This window comes from Pseudomonas sp. LFM046, assembly GCF_000949385.2.
Lineage (GTDB): Bacteria > Pseudomonadota > Gammaproteobacteria > Pseudomonadales > Pseudomonadaceae > Metapseudomonas.
Genome location: NZ_JYKO02000001.1, coordinates 2,996,688 through 3,016,309 on the forward strand (window position 1 = coordinate 2,996,688; position 19,622 = coordinate 3,016,309).

The following is a 19,622-nucleotide window of genomic DNA, read 5'->3' on the forward strand; positions in this document are numbered from 1 at the left end:
GGGCAGACCAGAGCGAACCACAAGCCATGCGCCGCTTATACCTGGCCGGGGCCCATAGCAGGCGCTTCCTTGCGCCCACTACGACAGGAACGTCTTTAGAGGTTCGTGCTTTGCTTGGAAACCAGGCGACGGATCAACAGAAAGCTATCTGATCGCCAGAGCCCTTGTCGGGTGACCATGCCTCCCAAGGAGCTTCAAACCAGTCAGCGAGGCTTTCCGCTTCCTGCCACGCTGGAGCCAACCACTCATCCAGAGACACGTGGCTGGCAGCTCGACATCGTTGCTCCAGACCACAGCTCTGGTAGAAGCGATTGACCACATCGACCATGGCCTCTCGCTGGTCCTCGAACAGGATTGCGCCATGAACCAGCACCACCAGGCGATTATCTGCTGCACGCCGCCGCCAACGTTGCGCGGTTCCCACCAGCTTGCGGCGCCCCAGGGTCACGTTGAACCGACCGTCACAGAACGCGCCGGGAACCTCCCCGAGGCCAGGTAGCAGCCCCATACTGCTCAACCACTGGCGGATGGGTTCACACAGTCGCAGATAGGCAGCCTCCATCCGCGACTGTTCGTCGTCCTCCAGCGGCACGACGTAGGCCAAGGCCACATTGAGCACCGCAGGCGACTGCGGTACTGGTTCGCCACCGGTGTCTCGCAATGCTATAGGCCAGCCCAACGCGGCACAGCTGATGTCTGCCGCTATGAACCCAGGAAGCCGGCTCAGCCTGCGAGGCATGACCAAGGCGGAATCAGAGGGCCGCCATAACAACACGCCCCACTCTTCCTCGCCGGCGTGCACGCGGTCGAACAGCTGCCGCTCAGCTTCCAGGCCAGCCTCGACACTGACACGCCAGATCTGGCTCATGACAGTTCGCCTCCTTCGATTCGCTGGCACAGGTCATCGATGAAGTCCGCGGCAGGTGCGCCGTTGACAGCCCGGTGATCGAAGGTCAGCGACAGCCCCATGAAATCGCGCTCCACCAACGAACCATCGGTGTCCCGTTGTAGACGACGCTGGACGCCTCCTAGTCCGATGATGGCCACCTGGGGAACATTGAGAATGGGGGTGAAAAAACGCACCCGCGACAGCCCCAGGTTGGTCACGGTCACCGTGGCACCCGTTAGCTCCTTCACCGAGAGTTTTCCGGACAGTGCCTTGTCCACCAGGGCCCGGCGTGCCAGCGCCAGGCCCTCCGCATCCAGCTGATCGGCATCGAACAGTGCAGGCGCCACCAGGAGATCGTCCGGCAGCGGGATCGCAAACCCCAAATGCACCGAACCGTGCCGCGTGATCTGATTATCCGTCAGGGTTGCATTGAGTCCCGGATGGTCCTTCAGGGTTCGTACGATCTCGAACAGCAGCAGGTCCTGGAGCGACACCACGCTACCCGCAGCCTTCAGCTCCGCTCTTTTAGCCTGAAGGGCAGTCAGTTCGCACTCGGCATGGTGAGTGAGTTGTGCTGCGGTCTGCAGGCTCTCGCTCATCTTCGCAGCGATCATTTTTCGCATGCCTTTCAAGGGCACGGTGCTACCGGTACCGGCAGTTGGAGTCTGCATTTGCCCCATGGCTCACTCCACCAATCCGATGGTCGCGCCCTTACCGACCACCGCGTCTTCTTCTTCCAGGATCTTCAGCAAACCGGAAGCGGGAGCCTCGATCTCGAATTGCGCCTTCTCAGACATGATCTCGGCCACCAGGTCGCCCTGGCCAACTTCGGCGCCGTCACTGACCAGCCAGGAGGTGATCACGGCTTCGGCATCGCCTTCCCAGAGGTCGGTTGGAATCAGGATTGGGTTAGACATGGTGTTATTCCTCGTTCTTCAGGTTTTGGTAGGCCGCGACAATCTTGGCGGCGGAAGGCAGTGCCCACTGTTCCATGGGCGGCGTGAAGGGAATCGGGATATCGGGGAAGGCGACCCGCTGCGGCCGCGCCTTGAGCATGCCGATATCGTGCTCGACGACGCTGGCGATGATTTCGCCGCTGACACCGAAGCTGTGGTAGTCCTCGTCGACCACGATCAGCCGCCCGGTCTTGTGCACCGACTCGATGACGTGCTCGCGATCCAGCGGCACGAGACTGCGCAGGTCCACCACTTCAGCACTGACGCCCTGCTGCTCCAGTTGCTGGGCGGCGCGCAGTGCGTGGTGCACGCCGGCGCCGAGGCTGACGATGCTGACGTCGCGGCCCTCACGCACGGTCTTGGCCTTGCCGATCTCTACCGTATAGGGGGCTTCCGGCACCGCCACCGTCGCGCCCTTCTCGGTACCCAGCCAGCCCATGCCCTGCAGGGCCTTGTGGAACAGGTAGATCACCGGGTTGTCATCGCGGATGGCGGCGGTCATCAGACCCTTGGCGTCATAGGCATTGCTCGGCACCACCACCTTCATCCCCGGTAGGTGCGCGAAGGTGCCGTAGAGGCACTGGGAGTGCTGGCCGGCGTCTGAATAGCCGGCGCCGGTGGAGGCCATCAGCACCATGGGCACGCTGACCTTGCCGCCGGAGAAGTAGGTGTTCTTCGCCATCAGGTTGTAGATGGCGTCCATGCACACGCCGAAGAAGTCGACGAACATCAGTTCGACGATTGGCCGCATGCCGTCGGAAGCCGCGCCCACGGCGGCGCCGATAAAGGCGGTTTCCGAAATCGGCGTGTCGCGGATGCGCGCGCTCCCGAACTCTTCGTGCAGGCCACGGGTATTGCCGAACACCCCGCCGAGCTGGCCGATATCCTCACCCATCACGAACACGCGCGGGTCCAGGCGCATTTCCTGGGCCACCGCCTCGGCCATGGCGCGGGCGATGGTGAGTTTGCGTTCTTTGATCGCTGCGGACATTTCTCGATTCCTCCGTCTATGGGATCAGTGACGGGCAGCGGCAGGCGCGCTCGGCCTGACGATGATCTTCACGTTCTGGTCCTTGTTGTTCACCAGTTCCTCGAAGCCCTGTTCGAGGATGTGTTCAAGTTCGATCCGCCCGGTGATCAGCGGGGTGACGTCCAGGCGACCGTCGGCAATCAGCGCGATCACATCGGCGAACTCCCCGTTGTAGGCCAGCGCGCCTATGACCTGTTTCTCGGTGGCGACTATCTCGAAGAAGTTGAATTCGCTGGGCTCCTCGAAGATGCCTACCATCACGCAACGGCCACCCTTGCGGATGACATCGATGGCCAGCTTGGCGGTGGCCTTGTGGCCAATGCACTCGAAGGACACGGCAGCGCCGTAGCCCTCGGTGAGCTCGCGCACGGCGGCGATGGCGTCGCACTGGCTGGGGTCGATGACTTCAGTGGCACCCACTTCGAGGGCCTTGGCCTTGCGCGCCGTGGACATTTCCAGGGCGATGATTCGCGCCGCACCGGCGGCGCGGGCGCACATGATGGTGCACAGTCCGATGGTACCGGCGCCGACCACCACCACCGTCTGGCCGAGCAGGCTGCCCGCCTTCTTCACTGCGTGCATGCCCACCGCCAAAGGCTCAATCAACGCACCGGCTTCGGTGGGGAAGCCTTCCGGCAAGCGGTACAGCAGGTTGGCGGGAACGTTGACACGTTCGGCAAAGGCGCCGTTGTTCATCAGCCCGGTGAAGGCAAGGTTCTCGCACAGGTTGTACTGGCCCTGCTGGCAGAACCAGCACTGGCCGCAGTGCTGGCAAGCGTCGGCGGCGACGCGCTCGCCCACGGTGAAATGCGAGACGCCCTCGCCCAAGGCGACGATCTCGCCACAGAACTCGTGGCCGAGGATGCACTGGCCCTTCAGGCCGGTGAGCGGATGGGCTGTGTCGGTGGGAATGAATACCGGACCGGCCAGGTATTCATGGAGGTCCGAGCCGCAGATACCGCACCACTCGACGCGGATCTGCACCCAGCCGGCCTGCGGTTGCGGCGGGAGGGCGACATCCTGCAGGCGGATGTCGCGACGGCCGTGCCAGACTGCCGCCTTCATGGTTGGTTGTCGGTACATATCGGTCTCCGTTTTGTCGTTGTTATGCCGAGTTCCGTTCACACGAACACCATTTCCAAAGCCTCTTCCGGTGCCGGATAAACGCTGTCGCGGGCGAACTGCACGGCGGCATCGACACGGCTGCGAGCGCGCTCGTCGATGTCGGCTGCGGCGATTTCGTCCAGCACCCCCAGCTCCAGCAGGCGCTGGCGGTAAGCGGGGATCGGGTCCTTGGCCAACAGGGCCTCCTTCTCGCCGGCCGGGCGGTAGGTTTCGCCGTCGCCCATGAAGTGGCCGGCCAGGCGGTGGGTCTCGATCTCGATCAGGGTCGGCCCTTCCCCAGCGCGGGCACGGGCGATGGCCTCACCGGCGGCAGCGAATATGGCGTCGGCGTCGTTGCCGGGGACGAACACGCCGGGCATGCCATAGGCGGCGGCACGCAAGTAATTGCGCTCGATGGCGGTGGAAGCGGCCTTGGCCACCGAGATGCCCCAAGCGTTGTCCTCGATGACGAACACCACCGGCAGCTTCCACAGCGCTGCCAGGTTCAGCGTTTCGTGGAAGGCGCCCTGGTTCGCAGCGCCTTCGCCCAGATAGGCCACGGCGACGCCGGACTTCCCCTGCAGCTGGCGCGACAGTGCAGCCCCCACGGCTGGGCCCATGCCTTGGGCAATGATGCCGGAGCAGGAGAAATTCACCCTGGCGTCGAACAGGTGCATGTGACCGCCCCGGCCACCGGACAGGCCGGTCTTCTTGCCAAAGATTTCGGCGACCATCTCGTCCAGGTCGACGCCCTTGGCCACGGCTATGTGGTGCGGACGATGGGTGGCGGTGACGATGTCTTCGGCCGTCAGATGGGCGCAGACACCCACGGCGCAAGGTTCCTGGCCGTTGGACAAGTGCATTTCGCCGGGGATGGGCCCGTTGGCCATGTTGAAGACCGGCGTTTTGCCTTCCATGTAGATGCGTTCGATGGACTCTTCCAGGTAGCGGCTGACGAGCATCTGCTCGAGCATCCAGCGGCGCTGGTCGTTACTGGGTGTGGTCATGGGGTCGGCTCCTCAGAGGGCGCGCTGATTGATCAGCGAGCCGATGTGCTCGGCCTGGCGCAGGGCCAGGGCGACAATGGTCAACGTCGGGTTCTGCCCGCCGCTGGTGGTGAACTGGCTGCCGTCGGAGACGAACAGGTTGGGGATGTCGTGGCTCTGGCCCCACTTGTTCACCACGCCGTCGGCGGCCTTGGCGCTCATGCGGTTGGTGCCCATGTTGTGGCTGGCCGGGTAGGACGGCAGGCGGATGACTTCCGTGGCGCCGACCGCCTCGTAGCACTTGCGGGTCTGCTCCACGCCGTGGTCACGCATGGCGTTGTCGAAGGGATGGTCGTCCTTGTGCACCACCGGAATCGGCAGGCCGTACTGATCTTTCTCGGTGCCGTGGAGGGTGATGCGGTTGCTCTCCATGGGCAGGTCCTCGCCGCACAGCCAGACGCCGGACATGTGGTCGTAGCGCTCCATCTTCGCTGTGAAGGCACGGCCCCAGCCCTGCGGGGTCGGGTCGAGGAAGGCGGACATGAACGGCAGGCCGAGAGAGAGGATTTCCAGCCGGTAACCGCCTACGAATCCGCGCGAGGTGTTGTTGTAGGACTCGTCCGAAATGATCCCGGCGCAGGTGGTCCCCCTGTACATGTGAACCGGCTTGGGAAGAACCGCATAGATCCCAGCGGTGGTGTGGCACATGTAGTTGCGCCCCACCTGGCCAGAGGAGTTGGCCAGGCCATCCTTGAACATCGAGGATTCCGAGTTGAGCAGCAGGCGCGGCGACTCGATGGAGTTGCCGGCCACGCACACCACTCTGGCCTTCTGCCGTTGTTGGCGGCCCTGGGCATCGGCGTAGACAACTCCGGTGACCCGGCCGCGGGCGTCATGCTCGATACGCAGCGCCATGCTCTGCGGGCGCACCTCGCAGTTGCCGGTGGCCTCAGCGCGGGGGATGTCGGTGTAGAGAGTCGACCACTTGGCACCGATGCGGCAGCCCTGCATGCAGAAGCCGATCTGCATGCAACCCGGCCGGCTGTCGTACGGCTGGGTGTTGATCGCCATCGGTCCGGACTGGATTTCCTTGTAGCCGATGCGCTGAGCCCCGGCGGCCAGCACCTTGAAGGAGTTGTGCCACTGGTGGTACGGCATCCCGGTGCTCGGACCGGTCACCCCCATGTGCTTCTCGGCCTTGACGTACCAGGGCTCCAGCTCCTCATAGCTGATCGGCCAGTCCAGCATGTTGGCGCCCTTGATTTCGCCATTCTCGGTGCGCATGCGGAATTCGAAATCGCGAAAGCGCAGGGCGACGCCGGCCCAGTGCACCGAACTGCCGCCGACCGCCTTGACGATCCAGGCCGGCAGATTCGGATGGTTGCGCGCCACGTCCCAACCGCCGGTGGCGATACGTTTGTCGAGCCAGGAAATCTTGTTGAACATGGCCCACTCATCGTTCTCGATGTCGGACATCTCGTAACGTTTGCCAGCTTCCAGTACCACGGTACGGATACCTTGCCGGGCCAGGGCGTGGGCCAGTGTGCCGCCGCCGGCACCCGAACCGATGATGACGACGACGTCGCTGTCGTCCTGGGAGAATTTCGCTGCCATGGGGTTAACCCTCATTGTTGGAATGGATGGAGCCGCGAAGGGAGTGGCCGCTCAGAGCCAGTCGAGGTCGTTGAAGCCACGCGCGATGTAACCGCCCTTCTCCACCGACGAGCCCTCGTAGCCGAACAGAGGGAACAGGGTCTTGTTGTCGTAGAGGCCGAACATCAGCGCGCTGCGGGTTTCACGGAAGAAGGGGGTGGTTTCGATCTCGCGCAACAGCGCAACGCGGTCGTCTTCGCTGGCGATGTCCTCGAAGGCTCGGTCATGCACGGCTCGGGCCCGGGCCTGTAACGCGTTGATGCCTTCACGAACCAGGTCCGGTTTCTTGCCAACCAGCTCGAACAGCGACTTGGCGTATGGCGCATCGCCGAGGCGGTCGTGGGGATAGATGTCGCGACCCATGCGCAGCAGGCCGGCGGGCAGTTGGGGCAGCACGTCGTCGGCGAGGACTTTGACCGGGATGAGCTGGCCGGCGACGACGGTGGCGCCGATGATCAGCGCGGACTGGCCCGATAGGCTGAGGAAGCGTCGGCGGCTCAGAGGGCCGCTCAGAGAAGAAGAGTCATGCATGGCAGAGCTCCAGGCTATTGCCGGCACGCCTGCAAGGTGGGAACAGGTGTGGCGACGTTGTTGTTATTCGTCCGGGTGCCTTTTCGGCCCCTCGATAGCCATGGAGCAGCTTGTGTGCCAACGCAGGGTTTTATCCCTAACCATCTGTTTTTATGAGTATTTATCCAAATAGCCAGACGTCTTTGAGGCAGGATCTGTAAAGCGACGGCTTTACACCTGTAAGCATCCTTCCAATCGGTTTACAGCCGCATGGAAGTCAGTTTGGTGTCATGGATGCTTTCCCTGACCCACGAGAAGAACCCGTAAAAAAGGGGCCCGCGGGCCCCAAGAGAACGGACCGTCCAGACCGTTCAGAACACCTGCATCAGGCGTATGTTCAACCTGTGCTCTTCGCGAAAGCCGTTTTCCACCGCGAAATCCCGCCCGTAGGTAGCTGCGAGCTGAGTCTTCGGCAGGAAAAACCAGGAGAAGCCAAGGTTCCACTTGCCGGTCTCCTGGCGGTCATCCAGTTGGAGGTCATCGACGCGGCTAGCGCCGCCGTCGAGCCACGACAGGCCGGCGCGCACGTCCGCCTGGGGGGTCAACTGGTAGCGCAGGAAGCCCTGGTACTGGTAGCTGGGTTTCTGCCGCTGGGTCCAGCGGCCACTGCCGTAATGGTTGTTGCGCCCGTAAAACATGACATCGGCGGCCAGGTCCAGAGAGAGGTTGTCGGTCAGCCCGGTAACGTAGGCGGCCTGCAAGTTCAGCTTCCAGCGGTTCTCGCCGAGGTTGAGATCGTCATCGGCGTCGTACTCGCCCAAGGGGAGGAATAGATAGGGAGTGATGCCCAAGTAGCGGCGGCGCTCCGGTTCATTGATCAGCCAGAGAGGCATGGCCAGGATCGGATCGGCCAGGCCACTGGAGTCACCCAAGCCCTGGCGCCCGTCCAGGCGCCCGAATGGCAGCAGCACTTGAGGCGCCACGCGAAAGCCTCCGATGTCGGAATAGTGGACCAGGCGCAATATCCCGATCTCCGAGTCCAGCCCCGGCGCGTCGGGTAGGCTGTGCCCCGCGCGGTACAGCCGATCACGCTCGGCCCCTTGCAGGTAGAGCAGACCCAATGTGGTGCCGGCAGGTGCAGCCACATAGTCACCGGCATCGAGATCCAACGCCCTGGCCGGCCACGTTGCAGAGAGTCCGCTGGCAAGCAGCACGAGGCCCCACGCAGCGGCCCAGGTTCGGTTGTCGAGTGACGAGGGACCAGTCACGCTGGTCCGTTGCAGGTAAGGCAGCATCGAGCATCCTCGTTTCTTGTTGTAGTACCCCGGTGGGGGCCGAGGTAGCGCGGCGCAGAATGCGTGCCAAACCGTTGGATGATCCTTCAAGGCTATGAATCAAAAGGTTTTCTCAGCCACGAGAAGAAAGCCCGATGATCTCCTTCGCGTGTTCGGGGTATTACAGGTGTAAGAAAGATGCGTCTGACCTCGACTAACAGGCAGGTGACGCCGGAGGGCTAAACTCGTAAGGTGATTGCGCCGGTGCCAGGCAGCTCTCTGTGCAACCGGTCAACAAGAACAAGATCGTCACGGATCTCGGGGCCTCACCCTCGAGTCCGGGAGGCCGCATGAGCATCATTTCGACCCCCAGCCTGCATATCGACACCGTGCTGTCCTACGCCAGTGACGGTGCCGGGCACGAATCCATCATCACCCGCTCCTGGAAACGCTGTATCCAGGATTACGGCCTGGATCCGGCAAAGCCAGCGCCTCCGCGTTTCGTCCCGCGTCAGGTATTGCGAGAACACCAGGACCATGCAGACGAGCTGATCAATGTGGCGCGGGCCGGTGTCGAGCAGTTGTACCGGCACATCGCCGAACTCGGCTACGTCATACTCCTCACCGACAACCGGGGTATCACCGTACAGTTTCTCGGTGATCCGCTGGATGAAGCGGCACATCGCAAAACCGGCCTTTATCTGGGTGCTGACTGGAGTGAGGATCATGCCGGGACCTGCGCAGTGGGAACCTGCATCAAGGAGCAGCAGCCGCTGACCTGTCACCACCATGACCATTTCAGCGCTCACCACGTCGCGCTGACCTGTACTGCCGTCCCCATTTTCAATCCCCAGGGGCAGCTGCTGGCTGTGCTTGATATCTCGGCATTGAAATCGCCGCCGTCCAAGGACTCGCAGCTATTTGCCCTGCAGCTGGTCAAGCAGTACGCGCGGATGATCGAAGATGCCTACTTCCTGCGTCGCTACCGTGAAGCACACATCCTCTGCTTCGACCGATCCCGCGAGTTCGTCCTGATCAATCGCCAGTACCTGCTGGCGCTTGCCGGGGACGGCAGTCTTCTGGCAGCCAACACCGCGGCCCGGGGGTTGCTCGGCGATTGTGGCCTGCAGTTGGCGGAGCGACCGTCGGCTCTGGCAAGAAGGATTGGCATCCAGGATCTGTTCGACTGCGTGCCTGAAGATATCTTCAGCATTCCTCACGCCAGTCCCGACCAAGTACGAGCCTTCCGCACTCACCGACAGAACGCCCTGTTCTTTGCCGCATTGATGGAACCCAGCCGTGCGCCTGCGGCCCCTCAGGCCCAGCGCACCAATCAGGAAAGCTGCCCACTGGACGAGTTGGCCGACGACGACCCTGTCATGCGCAAAATGCTGGCACGTGCCAAGCGACTGTGCAGCGAGCCGCTGAACGTACTGCTCAATGGCGAAACCGGTACAGGCAAAGAGCGCCTTGCCCGCGCCTTGCACGACAGCAGCAACAGGCGCAAAGCCCCCTTCGTCGCCATCAACTGCGCTGCGATGCCCGAATCATTGATCGAGAGCGAACTCTTCGGTTACCAGCCCGGCACCTTCACTGGGGCACGCAGCAAGGGTATGCGAGGACTGATCCAGCAAGCCGATGGCGGCACGCTCTTCCTGGATGAAATCGGTGACATGCCACTGCACCTGCAGACACGGCTGCTGCGCGTGCTTGCCGAGCAGGAAGTGATGCCGCTGGGCGGCGAGAAGCCGATCAAGGTCGATATCCGTGTCATCGCGGCGAGTCACCGCGACCTGCGGCAAATGATCGAACAAAGCGAGTTCCGCGAAGACCTCTACTACCGCCTCAATGGCGCAATCCTGCGCCTGCCTGCACTGCGCGAACGGGCCGACAAGAATTACCTGATAGAACGCATATTCAGAGAGCTCTGTGATCAACGCCAACGTCCCGCTCGAATCCGGGGCGACGCCATGAGTGCTCTCCTCGGCTATGCCTGGCCAGGCAATATTCGCGAGTTACGCAATGCGCTGCAGTATGCCCTGGCCACCGCCGAGACTGATGAAATCACGGTAAACGACCTGCCCGAAGAATGCCTGCCGAGCGTCAATCCAAGGCAGGTCATGAATTCTATTTCAGGCCTAGAGCAGCAGACATCCCATGGGCGTGCAATCGAAGATTGCTTGCGCCGACAGCGCTGGAATGTCAGCGCTGCAGCGCGTGAGTTGGGTATGTCGCGCCCGACCCTCTATCGCTGGATGAAACTTCATCACATCGTTCCGCCCAACGCCCTGGACAGCTAAGCGATGACCTCAAGTGCCCTGGCCGGCTCCATGCGGGGCCGGCCGGGGCACTTGCGCCGAATCAGTGCTCAGGCGTGCGCGGATCCCACAAAAGACGCGTCAATCCTCTCTCATAGCCCATCCCATCGGGGAAGCTGACCAGTTCCAGCTGCAGACCCCAGGGCGCCAGAAAGTACACCCACGTCAGTCCTTTGGCTGGGCCTTCGGTAAAGGTCGATGGAGTATCCAGTACCTGTACGCCACGAGACTTGAGGTAGTCGACCGCAGCCGCCATATCGTCGACATAGAACGCCAGATGGTGTCCACCGACATCACTGTTACGGGGCAACCGGCGATTCTGGTCTGGCGCCGAGTACTCGAAAATCTCCAGGTTGGTGCCATTGCCGCAGCGAACCATCTGGAAGTCGCGAATGGCTGCTCGCGGATGCACGTTGAGGTGCCGCTCCATCCAGTCGTCTTCAAAACGGAACTCGCCGAACGTGAAATATGGTTCGCAGCCAAGCACCTCGACGAAGAAGGCAACGGCCTCTGAAAGGTTTGGCACTGTGATGCCGATATGTTGCATTCCGCGCATGCCGGGCAGAGCGCCATTCGGATTGTAATTTTGGGTCATGAGGGCCTCGATTGTTGTTGTCGGAGACTCAGTAGCTCGGTGCTACCAGACTCCCTGTTGCACACTCGATACCAAAAGCTAACCCATTGATTTAAAAGATAGCCTCGCTTACCAACAGCCTTGGCGGTGTAAAGATCTTTACAACTGTAAGGTGTTACAACGATGTCATTTCATGGCTCCCGCCCCCGCCAATCGGCCTTGCACAAGCTGGCCCGGCTCTTGCGTAAGACGTATCGACCTGCTCTGAATGATGGAGATCGACGGTGGAGTCTCGACACACTGAGTTTGGGCCGAGGAGCGTGCAGACCGGAGTGAAGTTACGCGGCGCTGAGAAAGTAGCGCGTATTCCGGTGAAGATAATCCCGGCCGAAGAACTGCCGAAGAAACCGGACTGGATCCGCGTGCGCATCCCGGTGTCTCCCGAGGTGGAACGCATCAAGCAATTGCTGCGCAAGCACAAGCTGCACAGCGTCTGCGAGGAAGCCTCCTGCCCGAACCTGGGCGAGTGTTTCTCCGGAGGTACCGCCACCTTCATGATCATGGGCGACATCTGCACCCGTCGCTGCCCCTTCTGCGACGTCGGCCATGGTCGGCCGAAGCCGCTGGATGCCGATGAGCCGAAGAACCTGGCCATCGCCATCGCCGACCTGCGCCTGAAGTACGTGGTGATCACCTCGGTGGACCGCGACGACCTGCGCGACGGCGGTGCCCGGCACTTCGTCGATTGCCTGCGCGAGATCCGCAAACTGTCCCCCGGCATCCAGCTGGAAACCCTGGTGCCGGACTACCGCGGCCGCATGGACGTGGCGCTGGCTATCACCGAGCAGGAGCCGCCGGATGTGTTCAACCACAACCTGGAAACCGTGCCGCGCCTGTACAAGGCTGTGCGCCCGGGCTCTGACTTCGAGTGGTCACTGGACCTGCTGGAGAACTTCAAGCAGCGTGTACCCCACGTGCCGACCAAGTCCGGGTTGATGCTGGGCCTGGGCGAGACCGATGACGAAGTGATCGAAGTGATGCAGCGCATGCGCGAGCACGGGATCGACATGCTCACCCTCGGCCAATACTTGCAGCCCTCGCGCAATCACCTACCAGTGCAGCGTTTCGTGCACCCGGACAGCTTCGCGCGGTTCGCCGAACTGGGCGCCGAGATGGGCTTTTCGAATGTGGCCTCAGGCCCCCTGGTGCGCTCCTCCTCCCACGCGGACCGGCAGGCTCACGGGCAAAAGATCACTTGACCTGGAGAGGAGAACTGCAAATGGGTATTTTCGATTGGAAGCACTGGGCAGTCATTCTTCTGATCGCTCTGGTGCTATTTGGCGGTAAACGTCTGCGGCACCTCGGTGGTGACCTGGGTGAATCGATCAAGGGTTTTCGCCGATCGATGACAGACGCCACGGACACGAATGAAATCAAGCCGATGGTTTCTTCTCGCAGCCAAGATGAGAGTTAGCCCGGCCCCCGGAAACCATTGCACGAAAAACTATCCATGGGTGTCGCTAATGTCTTCTCTTGGCCGATTCTGTTGAAAAACCCCCTTCGAGATTTCTGCCCACAAAAGTGCATTGTGTACGCTGAAATCTGAGCCATTTCCGGGGCAGAACTGCCTTGAATTTCACGTAGCAACGCGCAAATCAGCCGCTTTTGGGGCTATGGACAGGCGAATCTGGCCAACACCGACTTTTTCAACAGAATCGGCCGATTTCTGCCGGTTCCCACCGGCAGCTTCGGGTCGGTTACCGGTCGTGGACTTTGGCTGATCTACCCTTGTCCTCCCTTAACGCTGAGGACCAGCCATGAGCACCAATTCCACGTACAGCCATCAAGCTTGGAGCAAGGGAAAGCTGGTCGGGCAGAAAACCCCACTTCGACTCAGGATTGGGCTTCTTCTTCGGAAGGCGCTCACTATCTTTTCATATCTAGCGATATAAGCTTTCTCGTCAAGAGACATAGCCGGGCACTATCCCATGGCACTGCGATGTCGGCCGCTGCGGGTATCGTGCTGTGGTTACTACCGCACAATGCTCCTCGCGCAGGCCGACTAAACCAACACTTGGCGGGTGCTCGCAATCAGCTCATGCACCTGGCGTACAACATGCGCCTCCGTCGGCGTTTCCGGTCCACGACCGCGTGGGCATGGCAAGCTCGGGGTGGTCCCGAATAGGCGGCAGATTAATGGGCGCTGCTCATAGGCTTCGCAGCCTTGCGTACCGAGATGCACGCAGTTCCATTGCGCCAGAGCCGCGTCATGCTCGGCGTCGCTTTTCTCGGGCAGTCGTGACATTTCCTCGGACGACGCGGTCACCGGCCCGCAGCAATCGTGGCAGCCTGGCACGCAGGCGAAAGCCGGAATCTGCCGGCGCAACTGGTCGATCTTGCGACTGGTCATACAGCTCACGTGATTGGCCAACCTGTGCCGGTGCTCGCGCTTCGCGGATAGCTATGCGGCGCCTCGATCCGCTCCTTGAGTTTGGTTGCGAACTCCCTGGCGCAACGCTCGTGGCGGAACTGCACCCGGCGGACACCGAAGCGGACCGTCCAGAGCTCTTCACTTTGACTGGTCAGATGCTCGACTTTCACTGACATGACAGTGCCTCTAGATTTGCCTGCGGGTCAAAAATGGATTTCTGCGCTCTTGATCCCGAGGTCGCGGAGTTCGTGAATCAGATCGTCCAGATGCGCAAATGACTCGACTTCCTCGTTGTCATCGACCAAGAAAAAACTTCGTCCGGCGTTCTTCTTGAAGAACACGATCCACTCTTTGGTGTTGGTGGGATTGGCGATCACATGGGTGTCGAAGAATACGCCTTCGGCGTGCCGGGCCTTCACATCAGTTCGCTTCATTCAAGTCACCACGCTACGTCCGCGCTCGCACATTTCTACACAAAGGCCCCGGCTGACGAGCCGCCGTGGCACTGAATTCGCCTAGCTGGTCTTCCCGCTGGTTCCACCGGGTCCGGGTATTGAATATTATCACTGCATGATAATGCTATGCACATATTCCGATTAAGGATCCAGTCATGATTGCCGTACGCGAAGCGTGGAAGGCCGGGTTGTTCGGGCGGGAACACTGGGTGCGCAACTTGGTGTCCGGCGTGATTGTGGGCGTCGTGGCGCTGCCCCTGTCCATGGCCTTCGCCATCGCCTCCGGGGTCAAGCCGGAACAAGGCATCTACACGGCGATCATCGGCGGCTTGCTGGTTTCCCTGCTGGGTGGCAGCCGCCTGCAGATTGCCGGCCCAACCGGCGCCTTCATCGTGATTCTCGCGGGGGTCACCGCCCGGTACGGCGTGGATGGCCTGCAGCTTGCCACCATGATGGCTGGCGCCATCCTGCTGCTCCTCGGGGTCACCCGCCTTGGCGCGATCATCAAGTTCATCCCCGACCCGGTGATCGTCGGCTTCACCGCCGGGATCGGGGTGATCATTTGGGTCGGGCAGTGGCAGGACTTTTTCGGCCTGCCCAAGGTCGGTGGTGGGCACTTCCACGAGAAGCTCTGGCACCTGCTGCAGGCGCTGCCAGATCTGCATGTCGCCACCACGCTACTTGCGACGGCCAGTCTCGCCCTGGTCATCGCGGCACCCAGGCTTCCCGGTCTGACGCGCGTACCCGGGCCGCTGGCGGCGATGGTGTTCGCCACGGCGGTCCAGTCACTGTTCCACTTCGAGGGAGTCGCCACCATCGGCAGTGCCTTCGGCGGCATTCCTCAGGGACTGCCCGACCTGGCCTGGCCGGAGATCACCCTGTCGCGGGTGATCGAGCTCATCGGTCCGGCCTTCGCCATCGCCATGCTCGGCGCCATCGAGTCGTTGCTGTCTGCGGTGGTCGCCGATGGTATGGCCGGCACCAAGCACGACTCCAATCAGGAACTGATCGGTCAGGGCATCGCCAATCTGGCCGTCCCACTGTTCGGCGGGTTCGCCGCCACTGGTGCCATCGCCCGAACCGCCACCAATATCCGCAACGGCGCCACCGGGCCGCTGGCCGGCGTGACCCATGCCCTGACTTTGGTGCTGATCCTTCTGTTCCTGGCGCCACTGGCCTCGAACATTCCGCTCTGCGCCTTGGCGGCGATCCTGTTCGTCGTCGCCTACAACATGAGCGAGCTGAAACACTTCCAGCGCATGGTGCAGCGCGCGCCGCGGGCCGACGTGGCAATCCTGCTGATTACCTTCGGCCTGACCGTGTTCAGCGACCTGGTGATCGCGGTGAACATCGGCGTCATCCTGGCCATGCTGCAGTTCATGCGCCGCATGGCCTCGTCGGTCGAGGTGCAGCAGGTCGTCGAGGAGGAATTGGCCAGTGAACTGCGCGCCAATGGCCAGCTCCGGGTACCACCCGGGGTGCTGGTCTATACGGTTGAAGGGCCGTTGTTCTTTGGTGCGGCGGAAACCTTCGAGCGCGTCCTGGCGCAGACTCACACTGATCCACGCCTATTGGTGATTCGCCTGAAGCGGGTGCCGTTCATGGACATCACCGGCCTGCAGACGCTGGAGGAAGTCATTCAGCAGTTGCACAAGCGGAAGATCGTGGTGAAGCTCTGCGAAGCGAACCGCAAGGTGCTCAGCAAGCTCGACAAGGCGGGTATCCTGCAAACCCTCGGGACGGCGCATTATCACGCCGAATTCGCCGCCGCGCTGGCGACGGATGAGGTGCCAGAAATACCTCCCTCGCCCTAGAGCGGGCCCTTGGCCCGCTGACGGTCAAGGCTCACCGGGCGTCAAGATTTGGCGTTGGCCGCCAACGTGCTCTTGGTCGCATAGGTGACGCCATGCTGGTCCAGGTAATCCCGGATCAGTTGTCGCACCACCTGCGACGGCGTCAGATCTTGCGCGGCGCACAGTTCTTCGAACGCTTTCTTCTTGTGCGGATCGATGAGAACGGTGAGGCGGGCGGTCTTGCTTTCCATAGAGTATCGGCTCATTCCAGGCGTCGGATGTTAATCAAATTATAATTAACGGGTCCGGGACTGTCACCGTAGGCGCCATTGGGGGGGACAAGGCGGATCGGGCCCGGTCCTGGAGCCCGATCCCAGGTCGGTCACAGTTGGTTAGGGGCGGGGTAAGGCAGCCGCGCGACTCCGGAGTCCACTGCCACCTGGGCAACCGCGTCAAGCAGTCGAGCATCCAGCGGTTTCGGCAGGATGTAGTCCGACCCGCACTCCAGGCGATCGATGTTGAACGCGCGCAACACCTCCACCGGCGTCGGTTCCTTGGCCAACTGACGCAGCGCTTCCACGGCGGCAATTTTCATCGCCTCGTTGATCCACGAAGCACGAACATCCAAGGCGCCGCGGAAGATGAACGGGAAGCCGAGGACATTGTTGACCTGATTCGGGTAGTCGGAGCGGCCGGTCGCCAGGATCAGGTCGTCGCGAGTCGCCTTTGCCAGTTCAGGCTTGATCTCTGGATCGGGGCTCGAGCAGGCGAACACGATCGGCTTGGGTGCCATGGCCAGCAGCGCCTCCGGCGTCAGTAGGTTGGCCCAGGACAGCCCGACGAACACATAGGCGTCCTGCATGGCGTCCAGCAGCATGCGGGCGCCCCCATCGTTGGCGAACTCAGTATTCCCGCGGCGGTCACGATTGCGGTGCCATGCTGGTCGTCATGGAACACCGGGATGTGGCATTGCTCGATCAGCACCTGCTCGATCTCGAAGCATTCGGGTGCCTTGATGTCTTTCAGGTTGATCCCGCCGAAGGTGTCGGCGATCCGCTCCACGGTATCGATACAGCTGAAGTTAGCAGCCCATGTCCCGCCAAAGCATGGGGAAGAAAGCCAAAGCTGATGCGGCGCGAATGACACGGAGCCTATTTGGGAGACGAGCGCCCTAGCCCCCTGGAGACAGAGGGCAACGGCGCCCTGAATCTGTTACAAAACATTTGCAACAGCGCAGGCCATTTGGGGTGCAACGGCCTCGCCAATCGAGAAACAGCGGGAGGTGCTGTAGTGACGCTGCGCGAAGGCGTCCAAAGGGCGCAACACTCAGCGAAACGACCCGCACTGTTAAATTACGAATGCCTTGGTTGTCCCCACTGTCCCCATTGCTCCACCACACTGATCTCCTCCCCCCCGGCCCGATTGATGGCGAATCCGGCCGGGAGCGTTCGGGCTACCCGAGCTGATCGATCATCACCGAGTTCGTGTAGATCAGGCTGCCGTCGCTTTCGCGGTGTCCTACCAGGTGGAACTGGCCACGATCGTCGCCCTTGCTCAGGTAGACGCGGAACTGTAGGTCGGAAAGCGAGCCGCATTCCACAGGCGTAATCAACTCCATGGTCGTCATGTCGGCGTCGAACATCATGTCCGGCTCATGGGTTTTCTGCAGGTGCTCTTCGGCTTCTTCCAGCCGCAGGTGGTCGGCGTCATTGACGTGGAAATGAAGGTCGCCCATGGCAATGGACTTCTCTGCGCCCTGGGGTTTGTACCAGCTCTTGATGGTCAAGGTATTCATCTGGCTGCCTCCTGACCCCGAACTTTGCCGGGGCTCATGTTCACTCACCATTTTAGACAAGGCGTGCATCAGGAATGCGGCAACTGTCGGCCTGGCGGCGCTCTTTTCCGAGGGTAATAAAGGCCGGTGCTATAATTTTTCAGGGAAAGAACCATGAAGTTTTATTCATGTTTCGCAGATAACCACCGGGAATAAAGGACGGTTTCCAGGAGAACGCTAACAAGTTCGAGCCAGAGTCCGGAGGCCCGTCATGAATCGGCACTACTACATCAGCAACAACCTCGATGACCTGGAAACCGTTGAGACCGAACTTGAGGCCAACGGAATCAATACCGAGCAGATTCATGTGCTCAGCGACCGGGATGCTGATGTGGAACAGCATCACCACCTCCATGACGTGAATTCCTTCATGAAGCAGGACGTCGTCCACTCCGGTGAAATCGGCGCGGTCATAGGCGTGCCGCTGGCCGCCCTGGTGCTCCTGGGGGCTTGGCTGGCGGGCTGGACGGACACTCCGGCAGGCTGGGTGCCATTCGTTTTCCTGGCCATCGTGATCCTGGGCTTTTGCATCTGGGAAGGCGGATTCTTTGGAATCCAGGTACCCAATGCCCACTTCCGCAACCTCAAGGACAAGATCAAGGACGGCGAACACATCTTTTTCGTTGATGTCGAGCCTGACCAGGAATCCGCACTCGATCGGGTGATTACCCATCATCCGCAGCTGAGACTTGCCGGAACAGGCTCGGCCTCACCCCACTGGATAGTTTCCTGGCTGCATCGCTGGCATCAGTTCAAGCGGACCATCTAGTGACGACAACTGTTGGGACTTATTGCCCGAGGAATATTCCTCTTGTGAGGAATACATAATCCGACTCGGCCGCCATAAGTCCCACCAGTACCAGCAGACATAACGGCGGCACCAATATGGCGTAGACCAGCGCCAGGCGTTCCCATGCCATGTGCATGAAGATCGAAACGATGAGCCCGGCCTTCAACAGCATCAGGATGACGATCAAGGACCAGCGGAAAAGTCCCACGAAGTGGAAGTAGTCGACCAGATAGGACAGGGTGCTGAGGATGAACAGCAGTCCCCATATCTTCAGGTACAGGCTGATCGGGTGTTGTTGTCCTTGGGTGTGGGCCATGTGCATCACTCCCCTGCTCTACCACAGATAGAAAAACGCGAAGATGAATACCCAGACCAGGTCCACGAAGTGCCAGTAAAGCCCGGCGATTTCGACGATCTGGTAGTTCCCGCGCTTCTCGTAATCTCCACGCAGCACCTTGAAGGCCACCGTGCTGAGATAGATCACGCCCACGGACACGTGCAGCCCGTGGAAGCCTGTGATCATGAAGAAGCACGCCCCGAACTGCGGCGCCCCCATGGGATTGCCCCAGGGGCGCACGCCCTCGGCAATCAGCTTGCTCCATTCGAACGCCTGCATGCTGACGAAGGTGGCGCCGAAGGCCGCCGTAGCCAGCATCAGTGCGGCACTGCGGGCGCGGTCACGGCGGTAGCCATAGTTCACGGCCATGGCCATGGTGCCGCTGCTGCTGATGAGCACGAACGTCATGATCGCGATCAGGATCAGCGGAATGTGCGCGCCGCCGATGTTCAGGGCGAATACTTCGCTGGGATTCGGCCAGGTGGCGGTGGTGCTGATACGTACCGACATGTAGCCGGTGAGGAAGCAGGTAAAGATGAAGGTGTCGCTGAGCAGGAAGATCCACATCATCGCCTTGCCCCAAGGCACCTGCTTGAAGGCGTCGCGGTCCGAGGACCAGTCCTGCGCGATGGATCTCCAGGCGGATGGGTTGCCGGCCGGTGTCTCCCTGGTTGTCATGGCCATGGCG

22 protein-coding genes and 1 pseudogene are annotated in these 19,622 nt (G+C 61.3%); 5 read left to right on the plus strand and 18 right to left on the minus strand.

Going from position 1 to position 19,622, the window contains the following annotated elements:
* Positions 1–133: 133 nt before the first annotated feature.
* From TQ98_RS13735 to TQ98_RS13775, 9 genes are all read right to left on the minus strand, one after another.
* A complete protein-coding gene (locus TQ98_RS13735; RefSeq protein ID WP_044872456.1) occupies positions 134–868 on the minus strand; it encodes a lipoate--protein ligase family protein in 735 nt (244 codons plus the stop codon).
* Complete coding sequence (locus tag TQ98_RS13740) at positions 865–1,569, minus strand: 2-oxo acid dehydrogenase subunit E2 (protein WP_044872455.1); 705 nt, start codon at positions 1,567–1,569, stop codon at positions 865–867. Before TQ98_RS13740 ends, TQ98_RS13735 begins: the two co-directional genes overlap by 4 nt.
* A gap of 3 nt (positions 1,570–1,572) precedes the next feature.
* Positions 1,573–1,806: a lipoyl domain-containing protein gene (locus tag TQ98_RS13745; protein ID WP_044872454.1), complete on the minus strand. Its 234-nt coding sequence runs from the start codon at positions 1,804–1,806 to the stop codon at positions 1,573–1,575.
* Between the two features lie 4 nt (positions 1,807–1,810).
* Entirely contained in the window at positions 1,811–2,836 is a 1,026-nt protein-coding gene (locus tag TQ98_RS13750) for an alpha-ketoacid dehydrogenase subunit beta (protein ID WP_082073202.1), read from the minus strand.
* A gap of 24 nt (positions 2,837–2,860) precedes the next feature.
* Positions 2,861–3,940, minus strand: coding sequence for a 2,3-butanediol dehydrogenase (locus TQ98_RS13755; RefSeq protein ID WP_044872586.1), 1,080 nt, complete (start codon positions 3,938–3,940; stop codon positions 2,861–2,863).
* Positions 3,941–3,996: 56 nt separating this feature from the next.
* Entirely contained in the window at positions 3,997–4,986 is a 990-nt protein-coding gene (locus TQ98_RS13760; protein WP_044872453.1) for a thiamine pyrophosphate-dependent dehydrogenase E1 component subunit alpha, read from the minus strand.
* Positions 4,987–4,998: 12 nt separating this feature from the next.
* Positions 4,999–6,579: a GMC family oxidoreductase gene (locus TQ98_RS13765; protein WP_044872452.1), complete on the minus strand. Its 1,581-nt coding sequence runs from the start codon at positions 6,577–6,579 to the stop codon at positions 4,999–5,001.
* Positions 6,580–6,630: 51 nt separating this feature from the next.
* On the minus strand, positions 6,631–7,149 hold the full coding sequence (locus TQ98_RS13770; RefSeq protein ID WP_044872451.1) for a transcriptional initiation protein Tat: 519 nt from the start codon (positions 7,147–7,149) through the stop codon (positions 6,631–6,633).
* A 350-nt stretch (positions 7,150–7,499) separates the two neighbouring features.
* Positions 7,500–8,423: a transporter gene (locus TQ98_RS13775; RefSeq protein ID WP_052659193.1), complete on the minus strand. Its 924-nt coding sequence runs from the start codon at positions 8,421–8,423 to the stop codon at positions 7,500–7,502.
* A 329-nt stretch (positions 8,424–8,752) separates the two neighbouring features.
* Here TQ98_RS13775 and TQ98_RS13780 point away from each other — a divergent pair, with 329 nt between their 5' ends.
* Positions 8,753–10,702: a sigma-54-dependent Fis family transcriptional regulator gene (locus TQ98_RS13780; protein ID WP_044872450.1), complete on the plus strand. Its 1,950-nt coding sequence runs from the start codon at positions 8,753–8,755 to the stop codon at positions 10,700–10,702.
* Positions 10,703–10,763: 61 nt separating this feature from the next.
* Here TQ98_RS13780 and TQ98_RS13785 read toward each other — a convergent pair whose 3' ends face one another.
* Positions 10,764–11,315, minus strand: coding sequence for a VOC family protein (locus TQ98_RS13785; RefSeq protein ID WP_044872449.1), 552 nt, complete (start codon positions 11,313–11,315; stop codon positions 10,764–10,766).
* Positions 11,316–11,578: 263 nt separating this feature from the next.
* Between TQ98_RS13785 and lipA the strand changes: the two genes are divergently transcribed.
* Together lipA and tatA are read left to right on the plus strand one after the other, a co-directional pair.
* Positions 11,579–12,553 carry a lipoyl synthase gene (gene lipA / locus TQ98_RS13790; RefSeq protein WP_044872448.1) on the plus strand — a complete coding sequence of 325 codons (975 nt, stop codon included), beginning with the start codon at positions 11,579–11,581 and terminating at the stop codon, positions 12,551–12,553.
* Between the two features lie 20 nt (positions 12,554–12,573).
* Positions 12,574–12,768 carry a twin-arginine translocase TatA/TatE family subunit gene (gene tatA / locus TQ98_RS13795; RefSeq protein WP_044872447.1) on the plus strand — a complete coding sequence of 65 codons (195 nt, stop codon included), beginning with the start codon at positions 12,574–12,576 and terminating at the stop codon, positions 12,766–12,768.
* Between the two features lie 588 nt (positions 12,769–13,356).
* Here tatA and TQ98_RS13800 read toward each other — a convergent pair.
* Genes TQ98_RS13800 through TQ98_RS13810 form a run of 3 tightly spaced genes read right to left on the minus strand, consistent with a single transcriptional unit; the run spans position 13,357 to position 14,159 of the window.
* Complete coding sequence (locus TQ98_RS13800; protein WP_082073201.1) at positions 13,357–13,713, minus strand: YkgJ family cysteine cluster protein; 357 nt, start codon at positions 13,711–13,713, stop codon at positions 13,357–13,359.
* Positions 13,710–13,901, minus strand: coding sequence for a hypothetical protein (locus TQ98_RS13805; protein WP_044872446.1), 192 nt, complete (start codon positions 13,899–13,901; stop codon positions 13,710–13,712). Before TQ98_RS13805 ends, TQ98_RS13800 begins: the two co-directional genes overlap by 4 nt.
* 27 nt (positions 13,902–13,928) lie before the next feature.
* On the minus strand, positions 13,929–14,159 hold the full coding sequence (locus tag TQ98_RS13810; RefSeq protein ID WP_044872445.1) for a hypothetical protein: 231 nt from the start codon (positions 14,157–14,159) through the stop codon (positions 13,929–13,931).
* Positions 14,160–14,335: 176 nt separating this feature from the next.
* Between TQ98_RS13810 and TQ98_RS13815 the strand changes: the two genes are divergently transcribed.
* Positions 14,336–15,994, plus strand: coding sequence for a SulP family inorganic anion transporter (locus tag TQ98_RS13815; protein WP_044872444.1), 1,659 nt, complete (start codon positions 14,336–14,338; stop codon positions 15,992–15,994).
* Positions 15,995–16,035: 41 nt separating this feature from the next.
* Here TQ98_RS13815 and TQ98_RS13820 read toward each other — a convergent pair whose 3' ends face one another.
* The 3 genes and pseudogenes from TQ98_RS13820 to TQ98_RS13830 all read right to left on the minus strand — a co-directional run bounded on the left by TQ98_RS13820 (position 16,036) and on the right by TQ98_RS13830 (position 17,768).
* Positions 16,036–16,224 (minus strand): ribbon-helix-helix protein, CopG family, encoded by a 189-nt coding sequence (locus TQ98_RS13820; RefSeq protein ID WP_044872443.1) that lies wholly within the window; start codon positions 16,222–16,224, stop codon positions 16,036–16,038.
* Between the two features lie 131 nt (positions 16,225–16,355).
* A pseudogene (locus TQ98_RS13825) lies at positions 16,356–17,044 on the minus strand (malic enzyme-like NAD(P)-binding protein); the annotation flags it as partial.
* Between the two features lie 382 nt (positions 17,045–17,426).
* Positions 17,427–17,768, minus strand: coding sequence for a hypothetical protein (locus TQ98_RS13830; RefSeq protein ID WP_044872442.1), 342 nt, complete (start codon positions 17,766–17,768; stop codon positions 17,427–17,429).
* 250 nt (positions 17,769–18,018) lie between these two features.
* Here TQ98_RS13830 and TQ98_RS13835 point away from each other — a divergent pair, with 250 nt between their 5' ends.
* Positions 18,019–18,576 carry an AtpZ/AtpI family protein gene (locus TQ98_RS13835; RefSeq protein WP_044872441.1) on the plus strand — a complete coding sequence of 186 codons (558 nt, stop codon included), beginning with the start codon at positions 18,019–18,021 and terminating at the stop codon, positions 18,574–18,576.
* A 19-nt stretch (positions 18,577–18,595) separates the two neighbouring features.
* Here TQ98_RS13835 and TQ98_RS13840 read toward each other — a convergent pair whose 3' ends face one another.
* Both TQ98_RS13840 and TQ98_RS13845 read right to left on the minus strand, forming a co-directional pair.
* Complete coding sequence (locus tag TQ98_RS13840; RefSeq protein WP_044872440.1) at positions 18,596–18,913, minus strand: cytochrome C oxidase subunit IV family protein; 318 nt, start codon at positions 18,911–18,913, stop codon at positions 18,596–18,598.
* Between the two features lie 18 nt (positions 18,914–18,931).
* Complete coding sequence (locus TQ98_RS13845; protein WP_044872439.1) at positions 18,932–19,618, minus strand: heme-copper oxidase subunit III family protein; 687 nt, start codon at positions 19,616–19,618, stop codon at positions 18,932–18,934.
* Positions 19,619–19,622 lie beyond the last annotated feature (4 nt).